The sequence below is a fragment of the Uliginosibacterium gangwonense DSM 18521 genome, assembly GCF_000373965.1.
GTDB classification, from domain to species: domain Bacteria; phylum Pseudomonadota; class Gammaproteobacteria; order Burkholderiales; family Rhodocyclaceae; genus Uliginosibacterium; species Uliginosibacterium gangwonense.
The window spans coordinates 23,295-46,347 of the sequence record NZ_KB892866.1; the positions used below are offsets into that span (position 1 = coordinate 23,295).

Genomic DNA, 23,053 nt, shown 5'->3' on the forward strand with positions numbered 1-23,053 from the left:
GATAATCACATGAGTTGGTTTTGAGTTAAGCAAGCCGCGCCAGAAGGCAGGAACTGGCGTAGCGGACCAGGGTTTTTATCGTGGGGAGATCTGCTGGTGAGACAGGGGACTGCCGATTCCAATGCCACGATGCAGTGGTTGATGCTGATGCTGGCCGTGCTGGTTTCAGGCTGTCTGGTGGCTGTCGATCTGTACCAGAATCATCGTCGGGTGGATGAGCAGGAAAATGTCCGTCTGATGACCCAGGGGCGCGTTGTCCGCCAGAATGTGCTGCGCCAGCTGGAAAGCACCAATCACATGTTGCGCCTGCTGCAGGTTGAAAGCGGAGGCGATGCGCCATATCTGACCAAGCTGGCTCAAGGTGTGCCTGGCATTGATGCCTTGATGGTGCTCGACGCCAAGGGCAGCATCTTCATGGCCAACCGCAGTTCGATGGTGGGGCAGGACATGAGCCAGTCGGCCATTGTTGACGCCATGCATCAAGGCCCGCCGCAACCCAAGTTATACGTGGCGCTGCCCCGGCCGGATGCCAAAGGTAGTCGCCAGATGCAGTTTGCCCGCATATTGCTGGCGCCCAATGGCGAATATGCCGGGGCGGTGGTGGCAAACGTCAATGTCGACTACTTTTCCACCTTGCTGGAGTCCATTAACTATGCTCCGGACATGTGGGGGGCGATTCTCCATAGCGATGGCCGGGTGTTTCTGACTACGCCGGAGCGCCGCCCGGAAACCGCCCGCCAGGATCTGGCCGCATTGGCAGATTACTTCAAAGACTTTAAACCCCTGGGGCGGGCAGAGGAAATACAATCCAGACGGAATCAATTCGGCCGGGATACCTATCGCATGGCCATGCTGACCGTTGATGCGGATTTCTTTGCACCGAACACGCTGCTCTATATTGGCATCAGCCGCCAGAATTCAGCCATTTATGCGCCGTGGATGCGCGAACTTAAAATCCTGCTGGCGGGTTATGGCTTGATTGTTGCACTGCTGGTGGCGGGGTTCTGGTGGTATTTATGGCGGCAGTCTCACCAGCAAAGGCTGCTTGCCCGTACCGAGCGCCAACTGCAAAGCAGCGCCAGTCTGCTACAACTGGCAGCCAAGGCCATGGGCCTGGGGCAGTGGGAGTTCTATCCGCAGATCAGAAAAAACATCTGGGATGCGAACATGTTCGCCATCTACGATGTGGACGACCCCAATCCCTCGGACTTCCATACCTATTGGACAGAACGAGTGTTGCTCGAAGACATCGAGCGTGTCTATCAGGAATTGGATGAAGCCTTAGCCGGATTGCGGCCTTATGACGTTCAGTTTCGGCTGCGTCGCCGCGATGGCGTCATTCGCACTGTGCGTAGCTGGGGGCACGTTTTCCGCGATGCCGACGGCGCGGTCGAACGTATTGTGGGGCTCGACGAAGACATCACGGAAAGGGTTCTGGCGGAGGAGCGCCTTGTTCAGCGTGAGCATGATCTGCAATCCATTCTGGATAATCTGCCCTCGTTGGTCGGGTATTGGGACAGTGATTTGCGCAACCGTTTCGGCAACCGTACCTATGGTGAATGGTTTCATGTTGATGCTTCAGTCATGCCTGGCATGCACCTGTCTGAATTGCTCGGGGAAGAGAACTTCCAGCGCAACCTGCCCCGCGCACTGGCTGCCCTGCGTGGTGAAGCTCAACTGTTCAACCAGGTTATTCCTCCGGACGATGGGCAGGGCGCGCGCCATACCTTGGTGCACTACATTCCGGACGTGCAAGAGGGGCAGGTGAATGGATTCTACGCCATGGTTTCCGATGTCACCGTCGCCAAAATTTCTGAAGACGCATTGCGTGAGAGTGAGCTGCGCTACCGGACATTGGCCCAGGTAGCGCCGGTAGGGATATTCTGTCTTGATGAAAATGCTGATTGCATTTATGTGAACGGGCATTGGCTCGATATTTGCGGCATGGCGGCTGAACATGCCTTTGGCCGGGTCTGGCTCGACAGCATTTATGGCAAGGATCGCCTGCGTGTCGAGAGTGAATGGCAGATGGCCATGCAATCGAATGCCAGCTACACGGGGGAATTCCGCTACCTGCGTGCCGATGGGCAGATCGTCTGGGTGCTGGCAAGAATTGCAGCAGAACTCCTGCCCAATGGATTGTTGAAAGGATATGTGGGAACGCTGACGGACATTACGGCAATCAAAAAGGCCGAGGATGAGCTACGCCTGGCGGCTAACGTGTTTTCCTATACGCAGGATGGGATTGTCGTCACCAATGACCAGAACCTGATTATTGACGTCAATCCGGCCTTCTCAAAAATTACCGGCTATTCACGAGAGGAGGCTTTGGGGCGTGACCCGCGTTTCCTTGGCTCCAAGCGCCAGTCCAAGGAGTTCTACACCCGCATGTGGCACAATCTGATGACGGACGGGTATTGGCGTGGTGAAATATGGAATCGGCGCAAGAGTGGTGAGGATTATGCTGAACTCATCTCCATCGCTGTGGTGCGCGGCAGTGGTGGTGGGCTGAAATACTATGTGGCCGTGTTCTCCGATATTACCCGTTATAAGAACTATGAAGCCGAATTGAGTCGGCTCGCCCATTTTGACCCGCTGACTTCTCTGCCCAACCGGCGCATGCTGACCGATCGGCTGAGTCTGGCGATTGCCCGAGCCCGGCGGACAGGGCAATCCCTTGCGGTATGCTATCTGGATTTGGATGGATTCAAGCCGGTCAATGACCGCTTTGGGCATGATGCGGGTGATCGGCTTTTGCTGGAGGTCTCCCGTCGTCTGCAGGAAGCGCTGCGTGCCGATGATACGGTGGCGCGCCTGGGGGGCGATGAATTCGTGCTGCTGCTCAATGGGGTGGCGCAAGTCGAAGAATGCCGGGTTGCCCTGCAGCGGATACTCACTGCGGTGGGCCTTTCACGCCTGGAAGACGTTCCGCTGGGAATTTCGGCAAGTATTGGTGTGACGCTGTTTCCCGAAGATGACGTTGACGCAGATACGCTGTTGCGGCATGCCGATCAGGCGATGTATACCGCCAAGGAAGAAGGGCGGAATCGCTACCACATGTTTGACCCGAGGTATGACAAACAGGCGCGCGCGCAACGTGAGGCGATAGAGCGCCTGTCAGAAGCCAAGAACGCGGGCGAGTTCATGCTCTACTACCAACCCAAGGTCAATCTGGTCAGCGGCGAAGTGATTGGGGCCGAAGCCTTGATCCGCTGGCGTCATCCTGAGCGTGGCATTGTGCCCCCCGGTGAATTCCTGCCCTTGCTTGAAGGCACGGACCTGGAGATTTCTGTCGGTGAATGGGTGATTGAACATGCCTTGCAACAGATCGAAGCCTGGAAATCCAAAGGGGTGAATCTGTCTGTGAGCGCCAATATCAGCCCGGAACATCTGCGCCATGAAGGGTTTATTGATTACTTGCGTGAAGCTTTGGCAAGACATACCAATGTTCTACCCGGCGATCTGGAGCTTGAAATCCTGGAGTCTGCGGCGATTGGTGATATTGAGCAGGCATCGGGCGTGTTGGCTGCCGGGGTGGCAATGGGGGTTCGTTTCTCGCTCGATGATTTTGGTACAGGATATTCTTCGCTGACCTATTTCCGGCGCCTACCGATCAGCGTGCTGAAGATTGATCAGACTTTCGTGCGTGACATGCTGGAAGATCCTGATGACCTTGGGATTGTGGACAGCGTGGTGCGTCTGGCAGAAGCGTTTGATCGCCCAGCCATCGCCGAAGGCGTAGAAACGCCGCAGCACGGTGCCATGCTTGTTTTGCTGGGTTGTCAATTGGCCCAGGGCTATGGCATTGCCCGGCCGATGCCCCCCGAGCAGATGGCGGATTGGATGGCGGAATGGGCGCGCAACGGCGCTTGGCGTGCCATGAGTTCAAGCGCAGCCCGCCATGCGGATGTGACCTTGTTGGTCGCGGTGCATGGTGAGCGGGTTTGGTTTGATGGAGTGGTGGAATGTCTGCGTGAGGGGGGCGGGGTGAATGTTCCCAGTCTGGTTGCCAGTGCCGGGCGATTTAGGCGCTGGCGGCAGGGTAGCGCCCACCGGCGCTATGGCATGATGCCCGAATTTCTGCACATGGGCGTTTGCTATGAAGCGGTGCACACGCTGGCTTCCGAGCTATTGACCCTGGCCGGTACGGCAGACGGCCCGGCCGCCTGTGACCGGCTGATTGAGCTGATCGGCCTGCAGGAAGAATTCATGGCCAGTGTGGAAAGCTTTACCGCGCAGTTAAGGTTGGGGCAAGCTTGATTGCGGTATATGCCGGTATAGTTTCAATCTACTCCCTGTCATACATTCCGGTTTTTGTGCGGTGTTGCACATGGGTTGCGCCATCTCGCGACAGACTGTGAGCAGATTCTGACAAGTACTTTGCATACCTTAACGTCTGAAGGCCGCAAAATGCGAGGGATTCTTGGTATTTCTGGAACTGCGCCGTCAAAAAATGAGATTTTTGTCTAAGAAGACGTTCTATGTGCTGGGCACCATTGTCGTGCTGGGTGCCGCAGTGGTTTTGCGCCTGACCGTGTTTGGTGCTGCCCCGCCGCCCCGGTTGGTGACTGCACAGGTGAGCCGGGCAGATATTGAAGACAGTGTGCTGGCTACCGGGGCTATCGAGGCGCTCAAGCAGGTGAGTGTGGGCGCCCAGGTCTCAGGGCAGATTACCAGCCTGAAGGTGCACTTGGGGGACCGGGTCAAGAAAGGTGATTTGATCGCCGAGATCGACTACCTGTCTCAACAGAACTCTCTGCGTACCGCAGAGGCATCGCTGGCCAACACCCGTGCCCAGCTTGAATCCAAGAAGGCCAGCTTGCGCCAGGCCGAACTGGCGTTTGCCCGGCAGCGCCAGATGATGGCGCAGGATGCCACCTCGCGTGAGTCCTATGAGAGCGCCGAAGCGACGCTCAATGTGACCCGTGCCGAGATCAAGGAACTGGAGGCGCAAATCACCCAGTCTGCCATTTCCGTGGATACCGCCAAGTTGAACCTTGGCTATACCAAGATTCGTGCGCCGATGGATGGTACTGTGGTGGCCATCGTCGCCAAGGAAGGGCAGACGGTGAACGCCAACCAGAGTACCCCTACCATCATCAAGCTCGCCAAACTCGATACAGTTACCGTCAAGGCCGAGATTTCGGAGGCTGATGTCACGCGCGTGAAACCCGGGTTGAAAGTGTACTTCACGATTCTGGGTGCCCCCGACAAGCGTTACACCACCACCTTGCGGGAGGTTGAACCTGCGCCGGATTCGATCAGTTCGGATTCCAGTTCTTCGAGCACTTCAAGTACAAGCAGCAGTTCCAGTAGCTCTTCCAGTTCTGCGATTTACTACAACGGCCTGCTGGATGTGCCGAACCCGGATGGCATCCTGCGGATTTCTATGACGACCGAAGTGCATATCGTGCTCGGCGAAGCCAAGAATGTTTTGAGCATTCCATCTACCGCACTGGGGGCACGCGGTGCGGATGGTAGCTATGAAGTCCGCGTACAGGATCGTGACGGCAAGGTCAGCCCCCGCAGCGTGAAAATTGGCCTGAACAATAATGTGGTGGCGCAAGTGCTCAATGGCCTCCGAGAAGATGAGGAAGTGGTGCTGGCCGAAGCCAGCGCCAGTGCCGCGCCCGCATCCCGTCGCATGGGCCCCGGCGGCCCGCCACCGATGTGAGATGCGCATGACGAACGATTACACCGACCCTATGCTCTGCCTGCAAGGGGTGTGCCGGGATTATCCTGCGGGTGAAGGCAAGCTGCGCGTGCTGGATGGGGTGGATCTGTTGATCCAGGCGGGTGAGATGGTGGCCATTGTCGGCGCCTCCGGCTCAGGCAAATCCACGCTGATGAATATATTGGGTTGTTTGGATCGGCCCAGTGAAGGGCGTTATCTTGTGGGGGGGCAGGAAACAGGCAAGCTTGAACCCGACGCCCTGGCCGCCTTGCGCCGCGAATATTTCGGTTTCATCTTCCAGCGCTATCACCTCCTCGCGGATATGGATGCTCTGGGCAACGTTGAAGTGCCTGCCATCTACGCCGGGGTGAAACGCCAACGTCGGCGTGAGCACGCACTGGGTTTGCTGCATCGCCTGGGCCTGCACGACCGTACCCACCACCGCCCAGGCCAGCTTTCGGGCGGGCAGCAGCAGCGGGTGAGTATTGCACGGGCATTGGTCAATGGTGGGCAGGTGATCCTCGCTGATGAACCCACCGGGGCGCTCGATAGCCACAGTGGGCAGGAGGTGATGCAGGTTCTGAAAGACCTGAATGCCGAGGGGCACACCATCATTATCGTGACCCATGATATGCAAGTGGCACGGCATGCCAAACGGATCATCGAGATCAGCGATGGATGCATTATTGGTGATCGGCCCAATGGCGATAATCCGCCTGATGCGGCCCGCACAGCAGCAGCCTTGCCCATTGAGCAGGGAACGTCATGGGTGGCAATGCGCGACCGCTTGGTGGAGGCCTTCCGGATGTCCTTGCGGGCGATGGCTTCGCACCGCCTGCGTACCTTTCTCACCATGTTGGGGATCATCATCGGCATAGCTTCGGTGGTGTCGGTGGTCGCGTTGGGGCAAGGCACCCGCCAGAGTATCCTCAATGACATCAATTCCATGGGCACCAACACCATTGATGTCTACCCCGGCAGCGGTTTTGGCGACATGCGTTCGCAAGCCATACGCACGCTGGTGGCAAGCGACGCGGATGCGCTTGCATCGCAGACCTGGGTGGATAGTGTGACCCCGGCGGTGTCGACCTCTAAAACCCTGCGGTTTGGCAACGTGGCTTCTTCCGGCTCGGTCAGCGGCGTAGGCTGGCAATATTTCCGTGTGCGCGGCCTGAGTTTTGCAGAAGGGCAGGGGTTTGACGCCAGCAGCGAGAAACGGCTGGCGCAGGAAGTGGTGATTGACACCAATACGCGTAAGGCATTATTCGGCACCCGGTCCCAGGTGATTGGCGAAACCATCCTGTTGGGTAACGTTCCGGTGCGGGTTGTCGGGGTAACCAAGAAGAAGGACAGCGGGTTTGGCAACAACGACAGTCTGAACGTCTGGGTACCCTACACCACCGCACAGAGTCGTCTCTTGGGGCAGTATTATCTGAAAAGCATTACCGTGCGGGTGCAGGATAATGTGTCGACCGTGGCGGCGGAGCAGGGGATTACCCATCTGCTATCGCTGCGACATGGCGGGCGCAAGGATTTTTACCTATTCAATTCCGATAGCATCCGGCAGACGGTGGAAAAGACCACGGCCACGCTGACACTGCTGATTTCTGCGATAGCCATGATTTCCCTGGTGGTCGGCGGAATCGGGGTGATGAATATCATGCTGGTGTCTGTGACCGAGCGCACGCGTGAGATTGGGGTGCGCATGGCAGTGGGGGCGCGCCAGTCGGATATCATGCAGCAATTCCTGATTGAAGCGGTGCTGGTCTGCCTGATCGGTGGCCTGCTCGGGATTGGGTTGGCACGGCTGGCCGGGTGGGTTTTCGCGCAGTTCGTCACCAATTTCAGCATGGTTTTCTCGATGACCTCGTTCATCGCCGCATTTGCCTGCTCTACCCTGATCGGGCTGGCCTTCGGTTTCATGCCTGCGCGCAATGCGGCAAAACTTGATCCGGTTGACGCCCTGGCGCGTGAATGAAAGACAACGTCATGATGAAGTATCGTCTCTCCACTCTGCTGTGTCTGCTGGCGCTGAGTGCCTGTGCCAGCCTGACGCGCAGTGAATACCATCGGCCAGCAGTCAGTACGCCCGCGCATTGGGCCTACGCGGGTGCCTCAGCGCAAGAGTCAGCCAACAATTGGTGGCAGGATTTCGGTGTGGCTGATCTGGATGCCTTGGTCGATCAGGTGCTGACCCGTAACAATAATCTGGTGGTGGCCGGAATCAAGCTGCACCGGGCGCGCCTGGAGGCGGGGCTGGCTGCTGACCAGATGATGCCCACGCTTTCCGCGCAAGTCTTTGCCAGCCACAGCCGCACCCTGAGTGCGCCTGAACGGACGACCCGCAGCTATGGCAGCACGGTTTCGCTCTCCTGGGAGGCCGATCTGTGGGGGCGTTTGGGTAGCGCCAGGGATGCAGCCCAGTGGGAGGCGCGCGCCAGCGAGGAGGATCTGCAGAATACCGCCTTGTCTTTGATCGGCACCACGGCGAAGCTGTATTGGCAAAAGGCCTATCTGAATCAACGTATCGAATTGGCGCGCCAGAGCATCGGCTACACCGAACGGGTGCTTGATCTGGCCCAGAAAAGGTATGCGGCAGGGGCGGTATCGGCCCTGGATGTGTTCGAGGCGCAGCAAAGCCTTGCCAGCCAGCAGGCCAGCTTGAGCCAGTTGCAGCAGCAGCGGGTTGAGGTGGATTCCTCGCTGGCCCTCCTGCTTGATGGCCCGCCAGGCCCCAGTTTTGTCGATCCGGCACGGCTGCCTGATCAGGATGTGCCCCAGGTGGATGCCGATCTGCCCGCCAAGCTGTTGGCGCGTCGTCCCGATCTGCATGCAGCAGAACTACGCTTGCGCAGTACATTGGCGACCGGAGACGCCACCCGGCTTGCCTACTACCCGAGCCTGAGCCTGACGGGTTCCTTGGGGACGAGCAGCACGGCGCTACGCGATATCCTGCAAAATCCTGTCGGAACGGCAGCAGCACAGTTGAGTCTGCCCTTTCTGCAATGGAACGAGATGCAACTGAAGGTGAAGGTAGCTAAGGATGATTACGATCTGGCTGTCGTTAATTTCCGCCAGACGCTCTATTCCGCCTTTGCCGATGTGGAGAACGCCCTATCGGCGCGTGCCCGCTACGCCGAGCAGGCGGTGCTGCTCAAGCAATCTCTTCAGGCCGCCCTGGCCAGCGAGCAGCGCTACGAGATCCGCTATAAGGCCGGAGCCGTGACTTTGAAGGATTGGCTGGACGCACAGGAAAAGCGGCGCAACGCCGAGGTATCCCTGGCGGAGAATCAGCTCAACCAGTTCAATAACCACGTGACCCTGATGTTGGCGCTGGGCGGCAATGCCTCGCATTCCCCACCGCCCTGATCCGCACTCGGCTCCAAACACGGGAAGGCCTGCTTTTGCAGGCCTTTTTCATGCGATCAGCCAAGGCTAGATACAAGCCGCAGCCTTGCGCACGGCCTGCTACGGCTTGATGTGCCGGTTCGGCGCAATGATGCTGCGCAACAATATGCAAATAACCTATAGATGCAGTTGAAAAGCCCAGGCGTTTAAAATGCCAATAAAATAACACTGGGTAAAGTATAAGGGTAAGTACCTATCCATAAAGTCAGCCCGAAGCGAAGTTCAAAAGCAGTTTTCTGCGTGTTGAAATCATAGAAACCCTGAAACCATCGATAAGAAAACTAGAGATAGTTAACGCCATAAAAACTCCGATATCGCATTGATAAAAAGCAACTTCTCCCTGGCCCTCAATGCTAATTTTTGATCGTGCCATCTGCGCTGTTTATTTGTTCCAACAAGAGGAACAGGTTTTTCAGACGAAATTTTAGCGATTTGGCATTGTCAGGAAGCAAACCGGGGGTTTTCCTGAAATCAGGGAAACATAGTGAAGTAGCTGAGTGTTTTGCGTTGTGGATGGCGGGTGGTGGTCGATCCCCCGGGGCAAACAACCAAAGGAGACTTGAGATGAGTGAAGTAAGCAGCGCAACGGCGGATACTTCCGTCGCTGACAAGGGCTTTTGGCCCAATGGCTGGTGGAAGGTGTTGAATTACAAGATTGGCGTGGTGCCGCTTCCCCTGTTCGTACTGACTGCTGTATTGATTTACGGCCTGGTGAGTACCAAAGGTGGGTTGAAACCGGATATCACCAGCATGGTGGCGATGTTTGCCTTCTTTGGTTTTGCCTGTGGCGAAATCGGCAAGCGCATCCCCTATCTGGGCAAGATGGGCGCAGCCGCGATCTGTGCCACGTTTATTCCGTCTGCAATGGTGTATTACAACATCCTGCCCGCAGAATTGACTGATGCAACGACCAAGTTCTACAAGTCGACCAATATCCTGTACCTGTACATCTGCTGCATCATCGTCGGCAGCATTATGAGTATGGACCGCAAGACCCTGATCCAAGGCTTCCTACGGATCTTTGTACCGATGGCCAGCTCGGCCGTGTGTGCGATGTTGGTGGGTACCCTGGTTGGCATGGCGGTGGGCAAGAGCGCGTTCGATGCCTTCTTCTTTACTGTGCTGCCCTGTATGGCGGGTGGTGTGGGTGAAGGGGCGATTCCGCTGTCGATCGGCTTCTCCGAAATCCTCAAGCAAGACCAAGGCGCGATGTTCGGCAAGATCATCCCGATGGTGATGATGGCCAACGTGATCGCCATCTTTACCGCAGGCGCGCTGAATCAATTGGGCAAGAAGCGCCCCGAGCTGACGGGCGAAGGCAGCCTGTTCAAGGGCGCCGACAATGATATCGGCTCCTTGTCTTCCGAAGGCAGCGGCAAGGTGGATATCACCAGCCTCGGTGGTGCGGTGCTGATGGCGGTGCTGATGTACCTGATCGGCGTGGTGGGGCAACGTTTGATCAGCCTGCCTGCTCCGGTTGGCATGCTGTTTGTGGCCGTGGCGGTGAAGCTGTTCCAGGTGTCGTCGCCGGAACTCAACGATGGTATGCGTACGGTCTACAAATTCTTCCAGACCTCGGTGACCTATCCGATCCTGTTTGCCGTAGGCGTGGCCATTACCCCGTTTGATGAGCTGATTGCCGCGTTCTCCGTCACCAATGTGATCATCATCTTCGCTACGGTGATGACGGCTGTGAGCGTGGGCTTCTTCGTCTCGAAGAAGATCGGGATGAATCCGGTTGATGCGGCCATCATCTCCTGCACCCAATGTGGTCAGGGTGGCACGGGCGATGTGGCAATCCTGAGTGCGGCCAACCGCATGATGTTGATGCCGTTTGCCCAAATCGCAACACGTATCGGTGGCGCCATTAACGTCACCCTATCGCTGATGATATTGGCAAAGTTCTTCCACGCTTGATTGTGTGATGCAGGCGGCTTGCGCCCAAAGGCGCAGGTCGCCTTGCTGCAAAAGATTCAAAGATATGTCGGTGGCGTTTTGTTTGCCGCATGCTTAACGAGAGGTAAAAAATGAAACTGGTGAGTATTTGCACCCAAGAGGGACGTAAGAGTTACGGAATCCTGACTGACGCTGGCATTGTTGACCTGGGCAAGCGACTGGGGGAACGTTTTCGTGACATGAAGGCGCTGCTGGCTGGAGGCGGTCTGTCGCTGTGTCAGGAGTTTGTGAATGCAGCACCGGACTTCTCCGAGAGCGATGTGGTGTTTCGGCCACTGATCGAGCAGCCCAACAAGATCTTCTGCGTCGGGATGAACTACGCTGCCAAGCGTGTGGAATTTGCCGAAACCAATCCGGCACCCACCTTGTTTGTGCGCTTCCCTGATTCCCAGACCGGCCACGAGTGCCCGGTGATCAAACCTGCGCAAACCAACGAATTTGACTACGAAGGCGAATTGGCCGTCGTCATTGGCAAGAGCGGTAAAGGCATCCACAAGGAAGACGCCCTTTCGCACGTTGCGGGCTACAGCTGCTATATGGATGGCTCCGTGCGTGACTGGCAACACACCTGGTTTACCGCAGGCAAGAACTGGAGTGAGACGGGTGCCTTCGGCCCCTGGCTGGTGACGGCTGACGAAATCCCTGATCCGCAGGAACTGGCGATCCGCACCTTCCTGAACGGCCAGATGGTGCAGGACGACAACACCGCCAACATGATTCACCCGGTGGCGGCGCTGATCGAATACATCAGCACCTTCAGTGCGCTTTCCGCAGGCGATGTGATCATCACCGGTTCGCCCGGCGGTGTGGGCAAAAAGCGCGTTCCCCCGCTGTTCCTGAAGGAAGGGGATGTCATCGAAGTCGACATCGAACGCATTGGCCGACTGCGCAACTATATTGCCCGCGAAGCGGTGGCGGCGTAATCATTGAGCAATTGATGTGAGGCCAAAGCTACATGCCACAAGCAAGAAATCTTTGGCCTATGCACATCAGGCAGCCACGAGGAGGGTCTGCCTGTGAGTGAAGAATTTGAGTTCTATACGGTGGCCGCCCCCCTGGAAGATGCAGAGGGTGCGGAAGTCGAAACCCTGCTGGCTCTGTGCGACCTCGATTGCGAGGAAGGCATCCAGACCTTTGTGCTGTGTCGCCTTGGGCGGCGTCTGGTCGGTTGCGCGGGTCTGCAGGGCAATATCGTCAAATGCGTGGCGACGGCCCCCGATCTGCGGGGAGAATCGCTCAGCCTCAAACTGATGAGCGAAGTCGTTCATCTGGCGTTGGAACGGGGGCATACCCACCTGTTCCTCTACACCAGCCCGCGCAACGTTTCCTTCTTTGAAGGCTGCGGTTTTTACGAACTGGTGGAAGTGCCGGGCTATGTCAGCCTCATGGAGAACACTCCCATCGGGATCAAGGGTTATGCCAAGCGCCTGATTCCCTTGCGTCAGCCGGGCGAGAAGATCGGCTGCATCGTCATGAATGCCAACCCGTTCACCTATGGCCACCAATACCTGGTGAAACTGGCGGCTGAAGCCTGTGACTGGCTGCACGTGTTCGTGGTCAGCGAAGATGCCTCCCTGATCTCCTACCGCGACCGCTTTGCCCTGGTGCAAGCGGGCATTGCGGGTATTCCCCGCCTGACCCTGCATCACGGTTCGGAATACATGATCTCGCGGGCGACCTTCCCGGATTATTTCTTCAAGGAAAAAGGTGTCGTGGGCGACTGCTGTACCGCCATCGATCTCCTGCTGTTCCGCAACTACATTGCCCCCGCGCTGGGGGTGACGCACCGCTTTGTGGGTACCGAACCGTTCTGCCCCACGACCCGCAAATATAACGATGACATGAAGTACTGGTTGCAGGCTGCACCCTCAAGCGCCCCCTCCATCCATGTCATTGAAGTACCGCGCACGGCTTCCAGTGGCGTGCCGATTTCGGCTTCCGAAGTGCGGCGGCTGCTCGGGCGTGGTGACTTCTCCAAGATCGGTGCCCTGGTGCCTCCTGGCACACTGGGGTTGTTGAACGACAAATATGCCACGAATTTTGCGGCACTGGTTCCCTGAACCGGCCCGCTTGTACGGATAGACCGCAGGTGACGCACTTTGCGCCCATGCATGCAATGGAGGTTATACAGATGGAAATCGTCAAGGAAGCACTGGCGGGCACGCTCGAATCGAGCGACTTGCTGGTGAAGGTTGCCCCCAGTCGGGGAGGTGACCTGGAAGTAGTGATCAACAGCGAAGTGATGCGCCAGTTTGGCGCCCAGATTCGCAAAGTGGTCGAGGAAACGCTCAAAAAACTGGATGTGACGGCTGGGCAGATCGTGATTGAAGACAAAGGCGCGCTGGACTGCGCCATCCGCGCCCGCGTACAGACTGCCGTGATTCGCGGCGCCAACTGCCAAACCCTGGACTGGAGTGCGCTGTCATGAAACTGCGTCGTAGCATGCTCTTCCTGCCCGGTGCCAATGCAGCCATGCTCAGCACCGCCTTTGTGTACAAGCCCGACTCTATCATGTTCGACCTGGAAGACGCTGTCTCGCTGCGCGAGAAGGATGCCGCCCGGCTGCTCGTCTTCCACGCCCTGCAAAACCCGGCCTACGCCGACATCGAAACCGTCGTCCGCATCAACCCCCTCAATACCCCATTTGGTTTGCTGGATCTGGAAGCCGTGGTCCGTGCAGGTGTTGATATCGTCCGCCTGCCCAAGACCGACTGTGCCGAAGACGTGCATGAGCTTGAACGCCATGTCGAACGCATTGAACGCGAATGTGGCCGTGAAATCGGCTCCACTAAATTGATGGCGGCGATTGAATCCGCCTCCGGGGTGGTCAATGCGCTCTCGATTGCCAAGGCTTCCACACGCATGATCGGCATTGCACTGGCCGGTTTTGACTACGTGATGGACATGCAGACTGAACGCAGCGACGGCACCGAACTCTTCTATGCCCGCTGTACCGTGTTGCATGCTGCCCGCGTAGCCAAGATTGATGCTTTTGACGTGGTGTATTCCGACGTCAATGACGAAGAGGGTTTCCTCAAGGAAGTGGAACTCATCAAGAAACTCGGCTTCAACGGCAAATCCCTGATCAATCCGCGCCAGATCGAATTGCTGCACAACGCCTACGCGCCCACCGAAGAAGATGTCGACTATGCCCGTCGCGTGATCGCCGCCGCCGAGAAGGCCGAACGCGAAGGCTTGGGCGTGATCGCACTGAACGGCAAGATGATCGATGCACCGATTGTCGACCATGCCAAGCGAGTGCTCCAGAAGGCCCAGGCCTCCGGGGTCCGTAAGTGAGCGCCGGGAGAAAATTGTCATGAACACACTGGTTACAAAATACCTGCAAGAAGATCCCGCCCTCAAGGGGTTGGAAGGTTTCGATGGCTTTGCCAAGCACACCCCGTATCTGAAGGATGCGCAAGAAAAGCTCTCGCGCAAGATCGTCGACTCCATTGAAGAGGCGGTGCGCCGCGTGGGGTTGAAGGACGGGATGACCATCTCCTTCCACCACGCTTTCCGCGAAGGCGACAAGACCATCAACAACGTGGTCGACGTGCTGGCCAAGATGGGCTTCAAGAACCTTACCCTGGCTTCTTCGTCGCTCTTGAGCTGCAATGCGCCGCTGATCGAGCACATCAAGAATGGGGTGATCACCCGCATCTATACCTCTGGCATGCGCGGTAAGCTTGCAGAGGCTATCTCCAACGGGCTGATGGAACATCCGGTCAACATCCACTCCCACGGTGGGCGCGTCAAGCTCATCCAGAGTGGCGAGTTGCACCTGGATGTCGCCTTCCTCGGGGTGTCCGCCTGTGACGAATTTGGTAATGCCAATGGCGTAGGCGGCAAGTCGCGTTGTGGTTCGCTGGGCTATGCCAAGGTGGATGCCCAGTTTGCCGACAAGGTGGTCATGCTCACCGAGGAATTCGTCACTTTCCCGAATACTCCGGCCAGCATTTCGCAAGATCAGGTCGACTACATCGTCAAGGTCGAACAGGTGGGCGACCCCTCCAAGATCAGCGTGGGCGCTGCCCGTGTCACCAGCAACCCGCGTGAATTGCTGATCGCCCGTCTGGCCGCAGACGTGATCGAACACTCCGGCTACTTCAAGCAAGGTTTCTCGCTGCAAACCGGTTCCGGGGCATCCTCTACTGCCGCGACTCGTTTCCTGGAAAACCGCATGCGCAAGGCCGGAATTGTTGCGAGCTTCGCCCTCGGTGGTATCACTGGTGGCATTGTCGATCTGCACCGCAAGGGCCTGATCGAAAAGCTTGTTGATACCCAGAGTTTCGATGTCGATGCCGCAGAATCTTTGCGCACCTCGCCGAACCATATCGAAGTCTCCACCAACGAATACGCCAACCCCGGCTCCAAGGGCACCTATTGTGACCGCCTGGATGTGGTGATTCTCAGCGCACTGGAAGTGGATCTGGACTTTAATGTCAATGTCATCACCGGTTCGGATGGCGTGATGCGAGGAGCATCCGGCGGGCATAGCGATGTGGCTGCCGCAGCCAACCTGTCGATTGTGGTCGGACCCTTGATCCGCAGCCGTATGCCGACGGTCGTCAAGAAAGTCACCACCGTCGTGACTCCCGGTGAATGCATCGGCGTGCTCGTCACTGATCATGGCATTGCCGTCAATCCCAATCGCCCGGATGTGGCCGAACGCCTCAAGGCTGCCGGTTTGCCGGTGATGACGATCCAGGAATTGCATGACCGTGCCATGAGCATTACCGGCGAGCCCGCACCGATTGAGTTTCTCGACAAGGTGGTCGGGATTGTCCGCTACCGCGATGGCACCGTGATCGACATCGTCCGTCAGGTCAAGCCATGAACGCCTGCACCCCTGTGACGCTGGAGCAGATGCTGGCTGCCCGCGAAGCACGGGTGCAGCGGCAACAACAGGCCCTGGAGAATTATCGTCACCCGATTCTGTCGATCAGTCTGGTGAGTCCAGGGCCGCTCAAAGATAGCCCCGATACCCGCTTTCTTTTATCTGTTGCACTCCAGGCCGTTGATGCTTTGCTTGAACAATGTGGATGGCATAGCCCCTGGAGCCAGATCGTCAGTGGTGTAACCGGCCCGGAAGCGCTCTACGTGGTGGCCTGCGAGGCCACCGCCTTCAAACACCGCCTGATCCTCCTTGAAGAGCAACACCCCTTGGGCCGTTTGTGGGATCTGGATGTGATCTGCCCACAGCGCGGGAGCCTCTCGCGTCGCTCCCTGGGTGCGGCCCCCCGGCGCTGCCTCCTCTGTGGGGAAGCTGCCCACGCCTGTGCCCGCTCGCGCACCCATACGCTCGAAGCCCTCGGGCAAGCCATTACTCGGACAATCCATGGATATCGCCGTCTCTGCGCTGGCTGAGGCCTACCACAGCCTGCGCCACGGCCAGCACGACCCGGCCCGGCTGGCCGAAGCCTTCGCACATCTGGCTTATCAGGCCCTCGTCACCGAGGTCGAACTCACCCCCAAACCCGGTCTGGTCGACAGGCGCAACACCGGTGCCCACCATGACATGGATGTGCACACCTTCTACGCCAGCGCCCAAGCCCTCAAACCCTGGTTTGCCAGCTTCTACCGCTGTGGCGTGAGCCATAGTGACCTGCCTGCCGACTACGCGCTGCTGCGCCTGCGTGAAGAAGGACTGGCGGCCGAGCGTGACATGTTCCAGGCTACCGCTGGCGTCAACACCCACAAAGGCGCCTTGTTCGCGCTGGGTCTGCTGTGTGCCGCTGCCGGTCGGCTGGTCGGGCAGGGGATTGGCCCGGATCGGGAGAGCCTGTGTGAAGAAGTCGCCCGCCTGTGTGAGGGGCTGGTGCGCAATGAACTCAATCGCCAAAGCGAAGCGCAAACGGCGGGCGAACACCTGTTCCAGCGCTACGGGCTGACTGGCGCACGCGGCGAGGCGGCCTCTGGCTTTGCCACCGTGCGCCACTATGGCCTGCCGGCCTTTGAAGAGGCCTGTCTGCAAGGGGTGGATGAAGAAGCCGCGCTGCTGGCAGCCCTCCTGAACCTGATGGCCCATAACCCGGACACCAACGTCGTCTCACGCGGTGGGCTGGAGGGCTTGGCCTTTGTGCAGGGAGAGGCGCAAGCGCTGCTTGCCCGGGGCGGCATTCATGCGCCGGGTTTCATGGCCGATTTTATCGCCCTGGATGAAGAAATGATCACGCGCCACCTGAGCCCCGGTGGCAGCGCAGACCTCTTGGCGCTGACTTGGTTTTTAAGTCGGTTGCCTGCCTGAATTTTTTAGCATGTTTGTGGAATTGGACTCGGTTGATCGTGTCGTTTTATAGTTGGAGAAGTGACAACAGTGTCGTGGTCTATCTGAATGTACCTGAGAGGGGGCACATGAAACGGTTTTTCTCCAGGCTGACGCAGGGCATGACCTTTGAAATCAGGTTGTTCCTGCTTCTGCTGGCCGTCTCCTCAATGCTGCTGTTTGTGGTCGGGTACTACGTTTCGCTCAGGATGCAGGATTCCCTGTATGAGCAGATGGGCCAGCACGCCGAGGTACAGGCCAAGCAGATTGCTGCCATGCCGGAATTGGTGCATGCGGTCGAGACACGCAATCTGGAGGCCATCGCCAATATCGTGCAGATCATGAAGCAGCGCACAGATGCGAGCTTTATCGTGATTGGCGACGAGCAAGGGCGGCGCCTGTATCACCCACAATCTCCCGTCGGAACGCCGATGCAGGGCGATGACAATACCCCCGTTCTGGTCCACGGTGAGAGCGAAGTGACCTTACGCCAGGGTTCTCTGGGTTTTGGCCTGCGTGGCAAGGCGCCCATCAAGAACGCACAGGGCACGATCATCGGCGTTGTCTCCGTTGGCTATCTGCAAGACATGATCTTCAAGCGCTACGTGGCGCAGCGTGGCCCGGTGATCCTGTTCCTGGCCCTTGCGCTGGGCATCCTGTTCTTCAGTGCATGGCTGTTTGCCAGGGGGATCAAGCGACAGATGCTCAACCTTGAGCCCCTGGATATTGCCCGGCTGGTGCGGCAGCAGGAGGCCGTGTTCGAGTCGATCAAGGAAGGGGTGATTGCGGTCAACCGTTTCCATCAGGTGAGCGCCATCAACCGCGCAGCACGCGAAATCCTGGGCTATTCCGACATCAGCACGGATCTGATCGGCCAGCCCTTGCGGGAAGTGGTGGCGGATGTGGCCATTGATGGCGGGGGAGACGAGGAGAAGGAGATCCGCGATGAAATCTTCCTCTTCCGCAATGTGCAGGTGATCGTCAACCGCGTGCCCATCCTGATCGACAACACCCTGCATGGCTGGGTGATCAGTTTCCGCCGCAAGGACGATATTGCCACGCTCAGCATGCAGCTCTCGCAGATCAAGCGCTATGCGGACAACCTGCGGGTGATCCGGCATGAACACATGAACTGGATTTCCACGCTCTCCGGCCTCTTGCAGATGCGCTATTTTGACGAGGCGCTACAACTGGCCAAGATGCAATCCGAGACCCAGCAACGGACGTTGGACTATATTTCCGATACCTTCCTCAATCCCCAGGTGTGTGGCCTGTTGTTAGGCAAGTTCTACCGCGCCCGGGAGCTGGGATTGCAACTGGAGTTTGACCCCGGTTGCCGCCTGACCGAATTGCCAAGCGTTCCGAGCACTTCGGAATGGATGTCCATTATCGGCAACCTGCTCGATAATGCGTTTGATGCGGCGCTGGCCGAAGGCGCGCAAGGCAAGACCATCACCTTTTATATGGCGGATTCGGACACCGAGGTGATCATCGAGGTCGCGGATAATGGCGTCGGGGTCGATGAATCGATCCGGGAGCGCATCTTTGAGCGTGGCGTGAGCAGCAAGGGCAGCGGGGAACGAGGTATCGGGCTTTACCTGGTCAAGACTTTCGTTGAGCAGGTCGGCGGCGTGATTACAATTGACGAGAATGAGCCGTGCGGAACCGTGTTCTCGGTATTCGTCCCCAAAGGAGAGAAGAGTGGCACAGATATTTGATGTATTGATTGTTGAAGATGAGTTGCGGCAGGCCGAGTTGCACGTAGACCATCTGCGCAGCAACAATCGTTTCCGGCCCGTTGGCCTGGCTGGCACGCTGGCCGAGGCACGCAAGATGATTGATGCCTTCAAGCCACGCCTGATCCTGCTGGACAATTACCTGCCAGACGGCAAAGGTATCGATCTGCTGGAATACATCGTGGTCAACAAGATTGATGCGCGGGTGATCTTCCTCACCGCCGCCAGCGAGATGGAAACCTGTAGCAAGGCAATCAGCTATGGCGCGTTTGACTACATCATCAAACCGATTGCCTACGAACGCATGGATGCGGCCCTGGCGCGTTTCTGCCAGTTCATGGATTCACAGCAGACCTCGCGGCTGGTGGATCAGCGCCGCATCGATGAACTCTACAACCTGCAATCGAGGCATCTGCGCGAAGAGCGCCGTACCAAGGGGATTGAAGACATTACCCTGGCGCGGGTCAAGGATGTGTTCTTGGGCGAGACCGAACAGGAAACCACCGATAGCGTCGCGCGCCTGCTCAAACTCAGCAAAACCACGGCCCGCCGTTACCTGGAGTATTGCGTGGAAATCCGCTTCTTGCGGGCGGAAATCGTGCATGGCAAGGTGGGGCGGCCTGAGCGGGTCTATAAACGGGTGACAAGCGGCTGAAGTCCCAGGCTGAACGTGGTAATCTTAACCTTTCGCGCAGAAACTCCCTCCGTAGTCGCTTCACGTCCCTCCCATGAAATCCAGCTATCACCGCGAGATTGACGAACACCTTCTGGCGGCCTCTTCGCGTTATGAATTCGTGCTTGTGCCCGGTCTTTATGACAGCGGCCCGGAGCATTGGCAGACCTGTTGGCAGAACTACCATCCGTTCTGGCGCAGGGTGACGCAACGCAACTGGAACGTGGCCGACATCGAAATCTGGATTGCCTCCATCCGCCGCCTGCTGGCGGGTTGCTCGCATCCTGCAATCCTCGTCGGGCATAGTTTTGGTGCACTGGCCTCATGCTGTGTGGCGGTGGATTACCCTGAACTGGTGGCCGGATTGATGATCGTGGCGCCGGCCGAACCGATGAAGTTCGAGGTGGAAGACCGTGTGCCATCACATGCTCTTGGCGTACCCAGTATGCTGGTGGCCAGTCATAATGACCCGTTGATGAGTTTTTCGCGGGCAGACTATTGGGCATCCATGTGGGGTAGTACCCTGATCGACGTAGGTGAAGCAGGGCATATCAACGTGGAATCTGGTTTTGGGCCTTGGCGCTATGGCCTGGATGTGTTGAGCATGCTTGTTCGGCAGATTGATCAGCCGGGCGACTGATCTGGCATATTTAACCGGTATTTTCCGGATTTTACATGCGGATGGCTTCTTTTTTCTGATGCCCTGTCGTTGACAGAGCTGCCAGTGTTACTGCGCCAGCGCGCAGGGCAACCAGAAAAGGAGTCAATGATGGTCTCCGCAATCTCTTCTACCAGTAGCGTTACGGCTACATCGTCGAGCAGCAGTACTTCCAGCCGCATTGCGGCCCTGCAAAAGCAGATCGCTGCGCTTGAGAAGCAACTATCCTCCTTGCAGAAGGATTCTGGCTCATCAAGCTCAACTTCCAGCACGCAACAGGTTCGGCAGGTTGAGCAGCAGATAGCTGCCTTGCAGGCCCAGATTGCAGCACTCCAGCGTGCTGAAACCCTCAAAGCCGAAACGAACACGGCTGAGCAAACCGCTGCCAGCACCACCCAGACCTCGTCTTCCAGCAGCTTGCTGGGTAATGTGGTCAATGAACTGGCCTGACAAGGCCCGGTCTGCGTCAGCTCTTGTGTGGAGGCCGCCCGGTTGAGTTGCGCACCACCAACTGTGGGCAGGAAGTGACCAGCACTTCGTTTTTGGATGCTGCCCCCTCCTGAATAACCTTCAGCAGCATCTCGACCGCCATTTTGGCGGTTTCTGCCGTGGGGGCCGCAACCGTAGTCAGGGCAGGGCGGAACTGGTGGGCCAGCTGGATATCGGTGATTCCGCTGACCGACAGTTGCGTGGGCACGTCCAGCCCCAATTCGGCTGCTGCCTGCAATGCACCAAAGGCAGGCAGGTCGTTGGTGGCAAATAGTGCAGTCAGATCAGGGTGGGCGGCCAGCAGCGAATGTGCGGCATTGCGCCCGGAATCGATGGTGTCATCGCAATAGCGCGTTTCAGCGGCGCGCAGCTTGATGCCTGCCTTCTTGAGCGCATCACAGTAGCCACGGTAACGCCAGACGTGCTTGCCTGCCTTGTCGCTGCCGACAATGGCTCCGATACGGGTATGCCCGAGCTTGATGAGGTGCTCTGCTGCAATGACACCGGCCTGATAGAAATTGACGGCCACGCAGGGCAGTTCTGGATGTTCGTCGGGCTTTTCCCACATGCATAAAACAACGGGGACGCCACTGCGGCGAAGGGTGATGAGCTCATCAAGCTGTACGTGGTCGGTATGCATGGCCAGTACGCCGTGAGCGAGGGAGCCACCTACCGCATCCAGGTAGGCTTTTTCCTGCAAAGGGTTGTCATTCGTATTGCATACCAGCAGAAAGTAGCCGTGCTTGCGTAGCTCTGCCTCCACCGCTTCAGCAAATTCCGGATAGAACGGGTTGGCGATGCTGGAAACCACCAATGCAATGGTCAGCGGCCGCCCCTCCACGAGCGCACGTGCGTTCAGATTGGGGCGGTAACCCAGCTCATTGACAATGGCACGCACCCGATCACGTGTCTCCTCGCTGACACGGCCTTTGCCACGCAGTACGTTTGAAACCGTGGCAGTGGTTACCCCGGCACGTTGGGCAACTTCAGCGAGTGTTGTCATGACAATGGTGTGCTTTCAAAAAACGTTCAACTTGGCTGCAGAGGCGCGACAAGGCTATCGATTTTAGCCAATATTTCGGGCGTGAAGAGTTCGGCGTTGACGGCCGCTACAGCGTCCAGCACCTGAGCCGGACGGCTGGCGCCAATGAGCACCGAGGTCATGCCAGGGTGGCGCAAGACCCAGCTCAAAGCCATCTGCGCCAGCGTCTGACCACGTTCGCGGGCAATGGCATCGAGTTGGCGCACCACATCGATTTTCTCCGGCGTCAGATGTTCGGGACGCAGGAAGCCGACCGGGCGTGCTGCACGGGAGTCCGCCGGGATTTCCGCACCCAGGTAGCGATCAGTGAGCACACCTTGAGCCAAGGGTGAAAATGCAATGCAACCTATGCCTTCGGTATCCAAGGCCTGCAGTAGACCGTGCTCGATCCGGCGGTCCAGCATGTTGTAGCGCGGCTGATGAATCACGCAGGGCGTACCCAATTCGCGTAATATCTGTGCTGCACGTTGCAACAAGGGGGCCGGATAGTTGGACAGACCGACATAGAGCGCCTTGCCGCTGGCAACGATATGGGCGAGCGCGCCCATGGTTTCTTCCAGCGGGGTTTCTGGGTCCGGACGATGGTGATAGAAAATATCCACATAATCCAGGCCCATGCGGCGCAGGCTCTGGTCCAGGCTGGAAACCAGATACTTGCGCGAACCCCAGTCACCATAAGGGCCGGGCCACATGGTGTAACCGGCCTTGGTGGAGATGATCAGTTCGTCACGGTAGGGGGCCAGATCGCTACGCAGCAGCGCACCGAACGTTTCTTCTGCCGAACCGGGTGGCGGGCCATAATTGTTGGCCAGATCGAAATGGGTGATGCCATGATCAAAAGCAGTCCGCACCACCTCGCGCCCGGTTTCAAAACGATCAATGCCGCCAAAGTTGTGCCACAGGCCCAGCGAGATGGCAGACAACTTTAAACCGCTGCGCCCGCTGCGGCGATAAGGCATGCTGGCGTAGCGTTCAGCATTGGCAAGATACGGGTTCATCCAGATACTCCCATTGAGGTCGAATCCATCAATATAACGCCTGCCGCTTTATTCATTTATTAGGGTTTTCTTAGAATGGGTCTGCGGTCTTGCTCAAGAAGGCTTCCCGGTAACCGGAACACCATTGGTGTTGCTAGGCCATCCCTGCCAAAAC

At 57.7% G+C, this 23,053-nt stretch carries 18 protein-coding genes; 16 read left to right on the forward strand and 2 right to left on the reverse strand.

What is annotated here, in order from left to right; translation table 11 throughout:
• The first annotated feature begins 96 nt into the window (after positions 1-96).
• The 16 genes from B145_RS27790 to B145_RS26460 all read left to right on the forward strand — a co-directional run bounded on the left by B145_RS27790 (position 97) and on the right by B145_RS26460 (position 20,820).
• Positions 97-4,260, forward strand: coding sequence for a bifunctional diguanylate cyclase/phosphodiesterase (locus B145_RS27790; protein ID WP_157288551.1), 4,164 nt, complete (start codon positions 97-99; stop codon positions 4,258-4,260).
• A 193-nt stretch (positions 4,261-4,453) separates the two neighbouring features.
• Complete coding sequence (locus B145_RS0120275) at positions 4,454-5,674, forward strand: efflux RND transporter periplasmic adaptor subunit (RefSeq protein ID WP_033407844.1); 1,221 nt, start codon at positions 4,454-4,456, stop codon at positions 5,672-5,674.
• A 7-nt stretch (positions 5,675-5,681) separates the two neighbouring features.
• On the forward strand, positions 5,682-7,652 hold the full coding sequence (locus B145_RS0120280; protein ID WP_018609785.1) for a MacB family efflux pump subunit: 1,971 nt from the start codon (positions 5,682-5,684) through the stop codon (positions 7,650-7,652).
• Entirely contained in the window at positions 7,649-9,043 is a 1,395-nt protein-coding gene (locus B145_RS0120285; protein WP_018609786.1) for an efflux transporter outer membrane subunit, read from the forward strand. The genes B145_RS0120280 and B145_RS0120285 overlap by 4 nt, the downstream gene beginning before the upstream one ends.
• Positions 9,044-9,646: 603 nt before the next feature.
• Positions 9,647-10,999: a 2-hydroxycarboxylate transporter family protein gene (locus B145_RS0120290; protein WP_018609787.1), complete on the forward strand. Its 1,353-nt coding sequence runs from the start codon at positions 9,647-9,649 to the stop codon at positions 10,997-10,999.
• Between the two features lie 110 nt (positions 11,000-11,109).
• Entirely contained in the window at positions 11,110-11,961 is an 852-nt protein-coding gene (locus B145_RS0120295) for a fumarylacetoacetate hydrolase family protein (RefSeq protein ID WP_018609788.1), read from the forward strand.
• A gap of 93 nt (positions 11,962-12,054) precedes the next feature.
• Positions 12,055-13,098, forward strand: coding sequence for a [citrate (pro-3S)-lyase] ligase (gene citC / locus B145_RS0120300; protein ID WP_018609789.1), 1,044 nt, complete (start codon positions 12,055-12,057; stop codon positions 13,096-13,098).
• Between the two features lie 71 nt (positions 13,099-13,169).
• On the forward strand, positions 13,170-13,466 hold the full coding sequence (gene citD / locus B145_RS0120305) for a citrate lyase acyl carrier protein (protein ID WP_018609790.1): 297 nt from the start codon (positions 13,170-13,172) through the stop codon (positions 13,464-13,466).
• Positions 13,463-14,335 (forward strand): citrate (pro-3S)-lyase subunit beta, encoded by an 873-nt coding sequence (gene citE / locus B145_RS0120310; protein WP_018609791.1) that lies wholly within the window; start codon positions 13,463-13,465, stop codon positions 14,333-14,335. The genes citD and citE overlap by 4 nt, the downstream gene beginning before the upstream one ends.
• A gap of 19 nt (positions 14,336-14,354) precedes the next feature.
• Positions 14,355-15,875 carry a citrate lyase subunit alpha gene (citF, locus tag B145_RS0120315; protein ID WP_018609792.1) on the forward strand — a complete coding sequence of 507 codons (1,521 nt, stop codon included), beginning with the start codon at positions 14,355-14,357 and terminating at the stop codon, positions 15,873-15,875.
• Positions 15,872-16,405: a citrate lyase holo-[acyl-carrier protein] synthase gene (gene citX, locus B145_RS0120320; RefSeq protein WP_018609793.1), complete on the forward strand. Its 534-nt coding sequence runs from the start codon at positions 15,872-15,874 to the stop codon at positions 16,403-16,405. The genes citF and citX overlap by 4 nt, the downstream gene beginning before the upstream one ends.
• Positions 16,377-17,285 carry a triphosphoribosyl-dephospho-CoA synthase CitG gene (gene citG / locus B145_RS0120325; protein ID WP_018609794.1) on the forward strand — a complete coding sequence of 303 codons (909 nt, stop codon included), beginning with the start codon at positions 16,377-16,379 and terminating at the stop codon, positions 17,283-17,285. Before citX ends, citG begins: the two co-directional genes overlap by 29 nt.
• Positions 17,286-17,392: 107 nt before the next feature.
• The gene (locus tag B145_RS0120330; RefSeq protein ID WP_157288552.1) at positions 17,393-19,021 is read left to right on the forward strand and encodes an ATP-binding protein; all 1,629 of its coding nucleotides are present in this window, start codon (positions 17,393-17,395) and stop codon (positions 19,019-19,021) included.
• Positions 19,005-19,694, forward strand: a complete 690-nt coding sequence (locus B145_RS0120335) for a response regulator (RefSeq protein WP_018609796.1) — start codon at positions 19,005-19,007, stop codon at positions 19,692-19,694. The genes B145_RS0120330 and B145_RS0120335 overlap by 17 nt, the downstream gene beginning before the upstream one ends.
• 73 nt (positions 19,695-19,767) lie before the next feature.
• Positions 19,768-20,352: an RBBP9/YdeN family alpha/beta hydrolase gene (locus tag B145_RS0120340; protein ID WP_018609797.1), complete on the forward strand. Its 585-nt coding sequence runs from the start codon at positions 19,768-19,770 to the stop codon at positions 20,350-20,352.
• Positions 20,353-20,478: 126 nt separating this feature from the next.
• A complete protein-coding gene (locus tag B145_RS26460) occupies positions 20,479-20,820 on the forward strand; it encodes a FlxA-like family protein (protein ID WP_083917833.1) in 342 nt (113 codons plus the stop codon).
• Between the two features lie 16 nt (positions 20,821-20,836).
• Here B145_RS26460 and B145_RS0120350 read toward each other — a convergent pair whose 3' ends face one another.
• Positions 20,837-21,862 carry a LacI family DNA-binding transcriptional regulator gene (locus tag B145_RS0120350; protein ID WP_018609799.1) on the reverse strand — a complete coding sequence of 342 codons (1,026 nt, stop codon included), beginning with the start codon at positions 21,860-21,862 and terminating at the stop codon, positions 20,837-20,839.
• 26 nt (positions 21,863-21,888) lie between these two features.
• Positions 21,889-22,899: an aldo/keto reductase gene (locus tag B145_RS0120355; protein ID WP_018609800.1), complete on the reverse strand. Its 1,011-nt coding sequence runs from the start codon at positions 22,897-22,899 to the stop codon at positions 21,889-21,891.
• Positions 22,900-23,053: the final 154 nt, after the last annotated feature.

What these genes read in the sequence shown, in the direction of transcription:
- B145_RS0120285 (WP_018609786.1), top strand. Translation starts at nt 7,649, where the DNA reads ATGAAAGACAACGTCATGATGAAGTATCGTCTCTCCACTCTGCTGTGT.
- citE (WP_018609791.1), top strand. Translation starts at nt 13,463, where the DNA reads ATGAAACTGCGTCGTAGCATGCTCTTCCTGCCCGGTGCCAATGCAGCC.
- citD (WP_018609790.1), top strand. Translation starts at nt 13,170, where the DNA reads ATGGAAATCGTCAAGGAAGCACTGGCGGGCACGCTCGAATCGAGCGAC.
- citX (WP_018609793.1), top strand. Translation starts at nt 15,872, where the DNA reads ATGAACGCCTGCACCCCTGTGACGCTGGAGCAGATGCTGGCTGCCCGC.
- B145_RS0120295 (WP_018609788.1), top strand. Translation starts at nt 11,110, where the DNA reads ATGAAACTGGTGAGTATTTGCACCCAAGAGGGACGTAAGAGTTACGGA.
- B145_RS26460 (WP_083917833.1), top strand. Translation starts at nt 20,479, where the DNA reads ATGATGGTCTCCGCAATCTCTTCTACCAGTAGCGTTACGGCTACATCG.
- B145_RS0120330 (WP_157288552.1), top strand. Translation starts at nt 17,393, where the DNA reads ATGAAACGGTTTTTCTCCAGGCTGACGCAGGGCATGACCTTTGAAATC.
- citG (WP_018609794.1), top strand. Translation starts at nt 16,377, where the DNA reads ATGGATATCGCCGTCTCTGCGCTGGCTGAGGCCTACCACAGCCTGCGC.
- B145_RS0120290 (WP_018609787.1), top strand. Translation starts at nt 9,647, where the DNA reads ATGAGTGAAGTAAGCAGCGCAACGGCGGATACTTCCGTCGCTGACAAG.
- B145_RS0120350 (WP_018609799.1), bottom strand. Translation starts at nt 21,862, where the DNA reads ATGACAACACTCGCTGAAGTTGCCCAACGTGCCGGGGTAACCACTGCC.
- B145_RS0120275 (WP_033407844.1), top strand. Translation starts at nt 4,454, where the DNA reads ATGAGATTTTTGTCTAAGAAGACGTTCTATGTGCTGGGCACCATTGTC.
- citF (WP_018609792.1), top strand. Translation starts at nt 14,355, where the DNA reads ATGAACACACTGGTTACAAAATACCTGCAAGAAGATCCCGCCCTCAAG.
- B145_RS0120340 (WP_018609797.1), top strand. Translation starts at nt 19,768, where the DNA reads ATGAAATCCAGCTATCACCGCGAGATTGACGAACACCTTCTGGCGGCC.
- B145_RS0120355 (WP_018609800.1), bottom strand. Translation starts at nt 22,899, where the DNA reads ATGAACCCGTATCTTGCCAATGCTGAACGCTACGCCAGCATGCCTTAT.
- B145_RS0120280 (WP_018609785.1), top strand. Translation starts at nt 5,682, where the DNA reads ATGACGAACGATTACACCGACCCTATGCTCTGCCTGCAAGGGGTGTGC.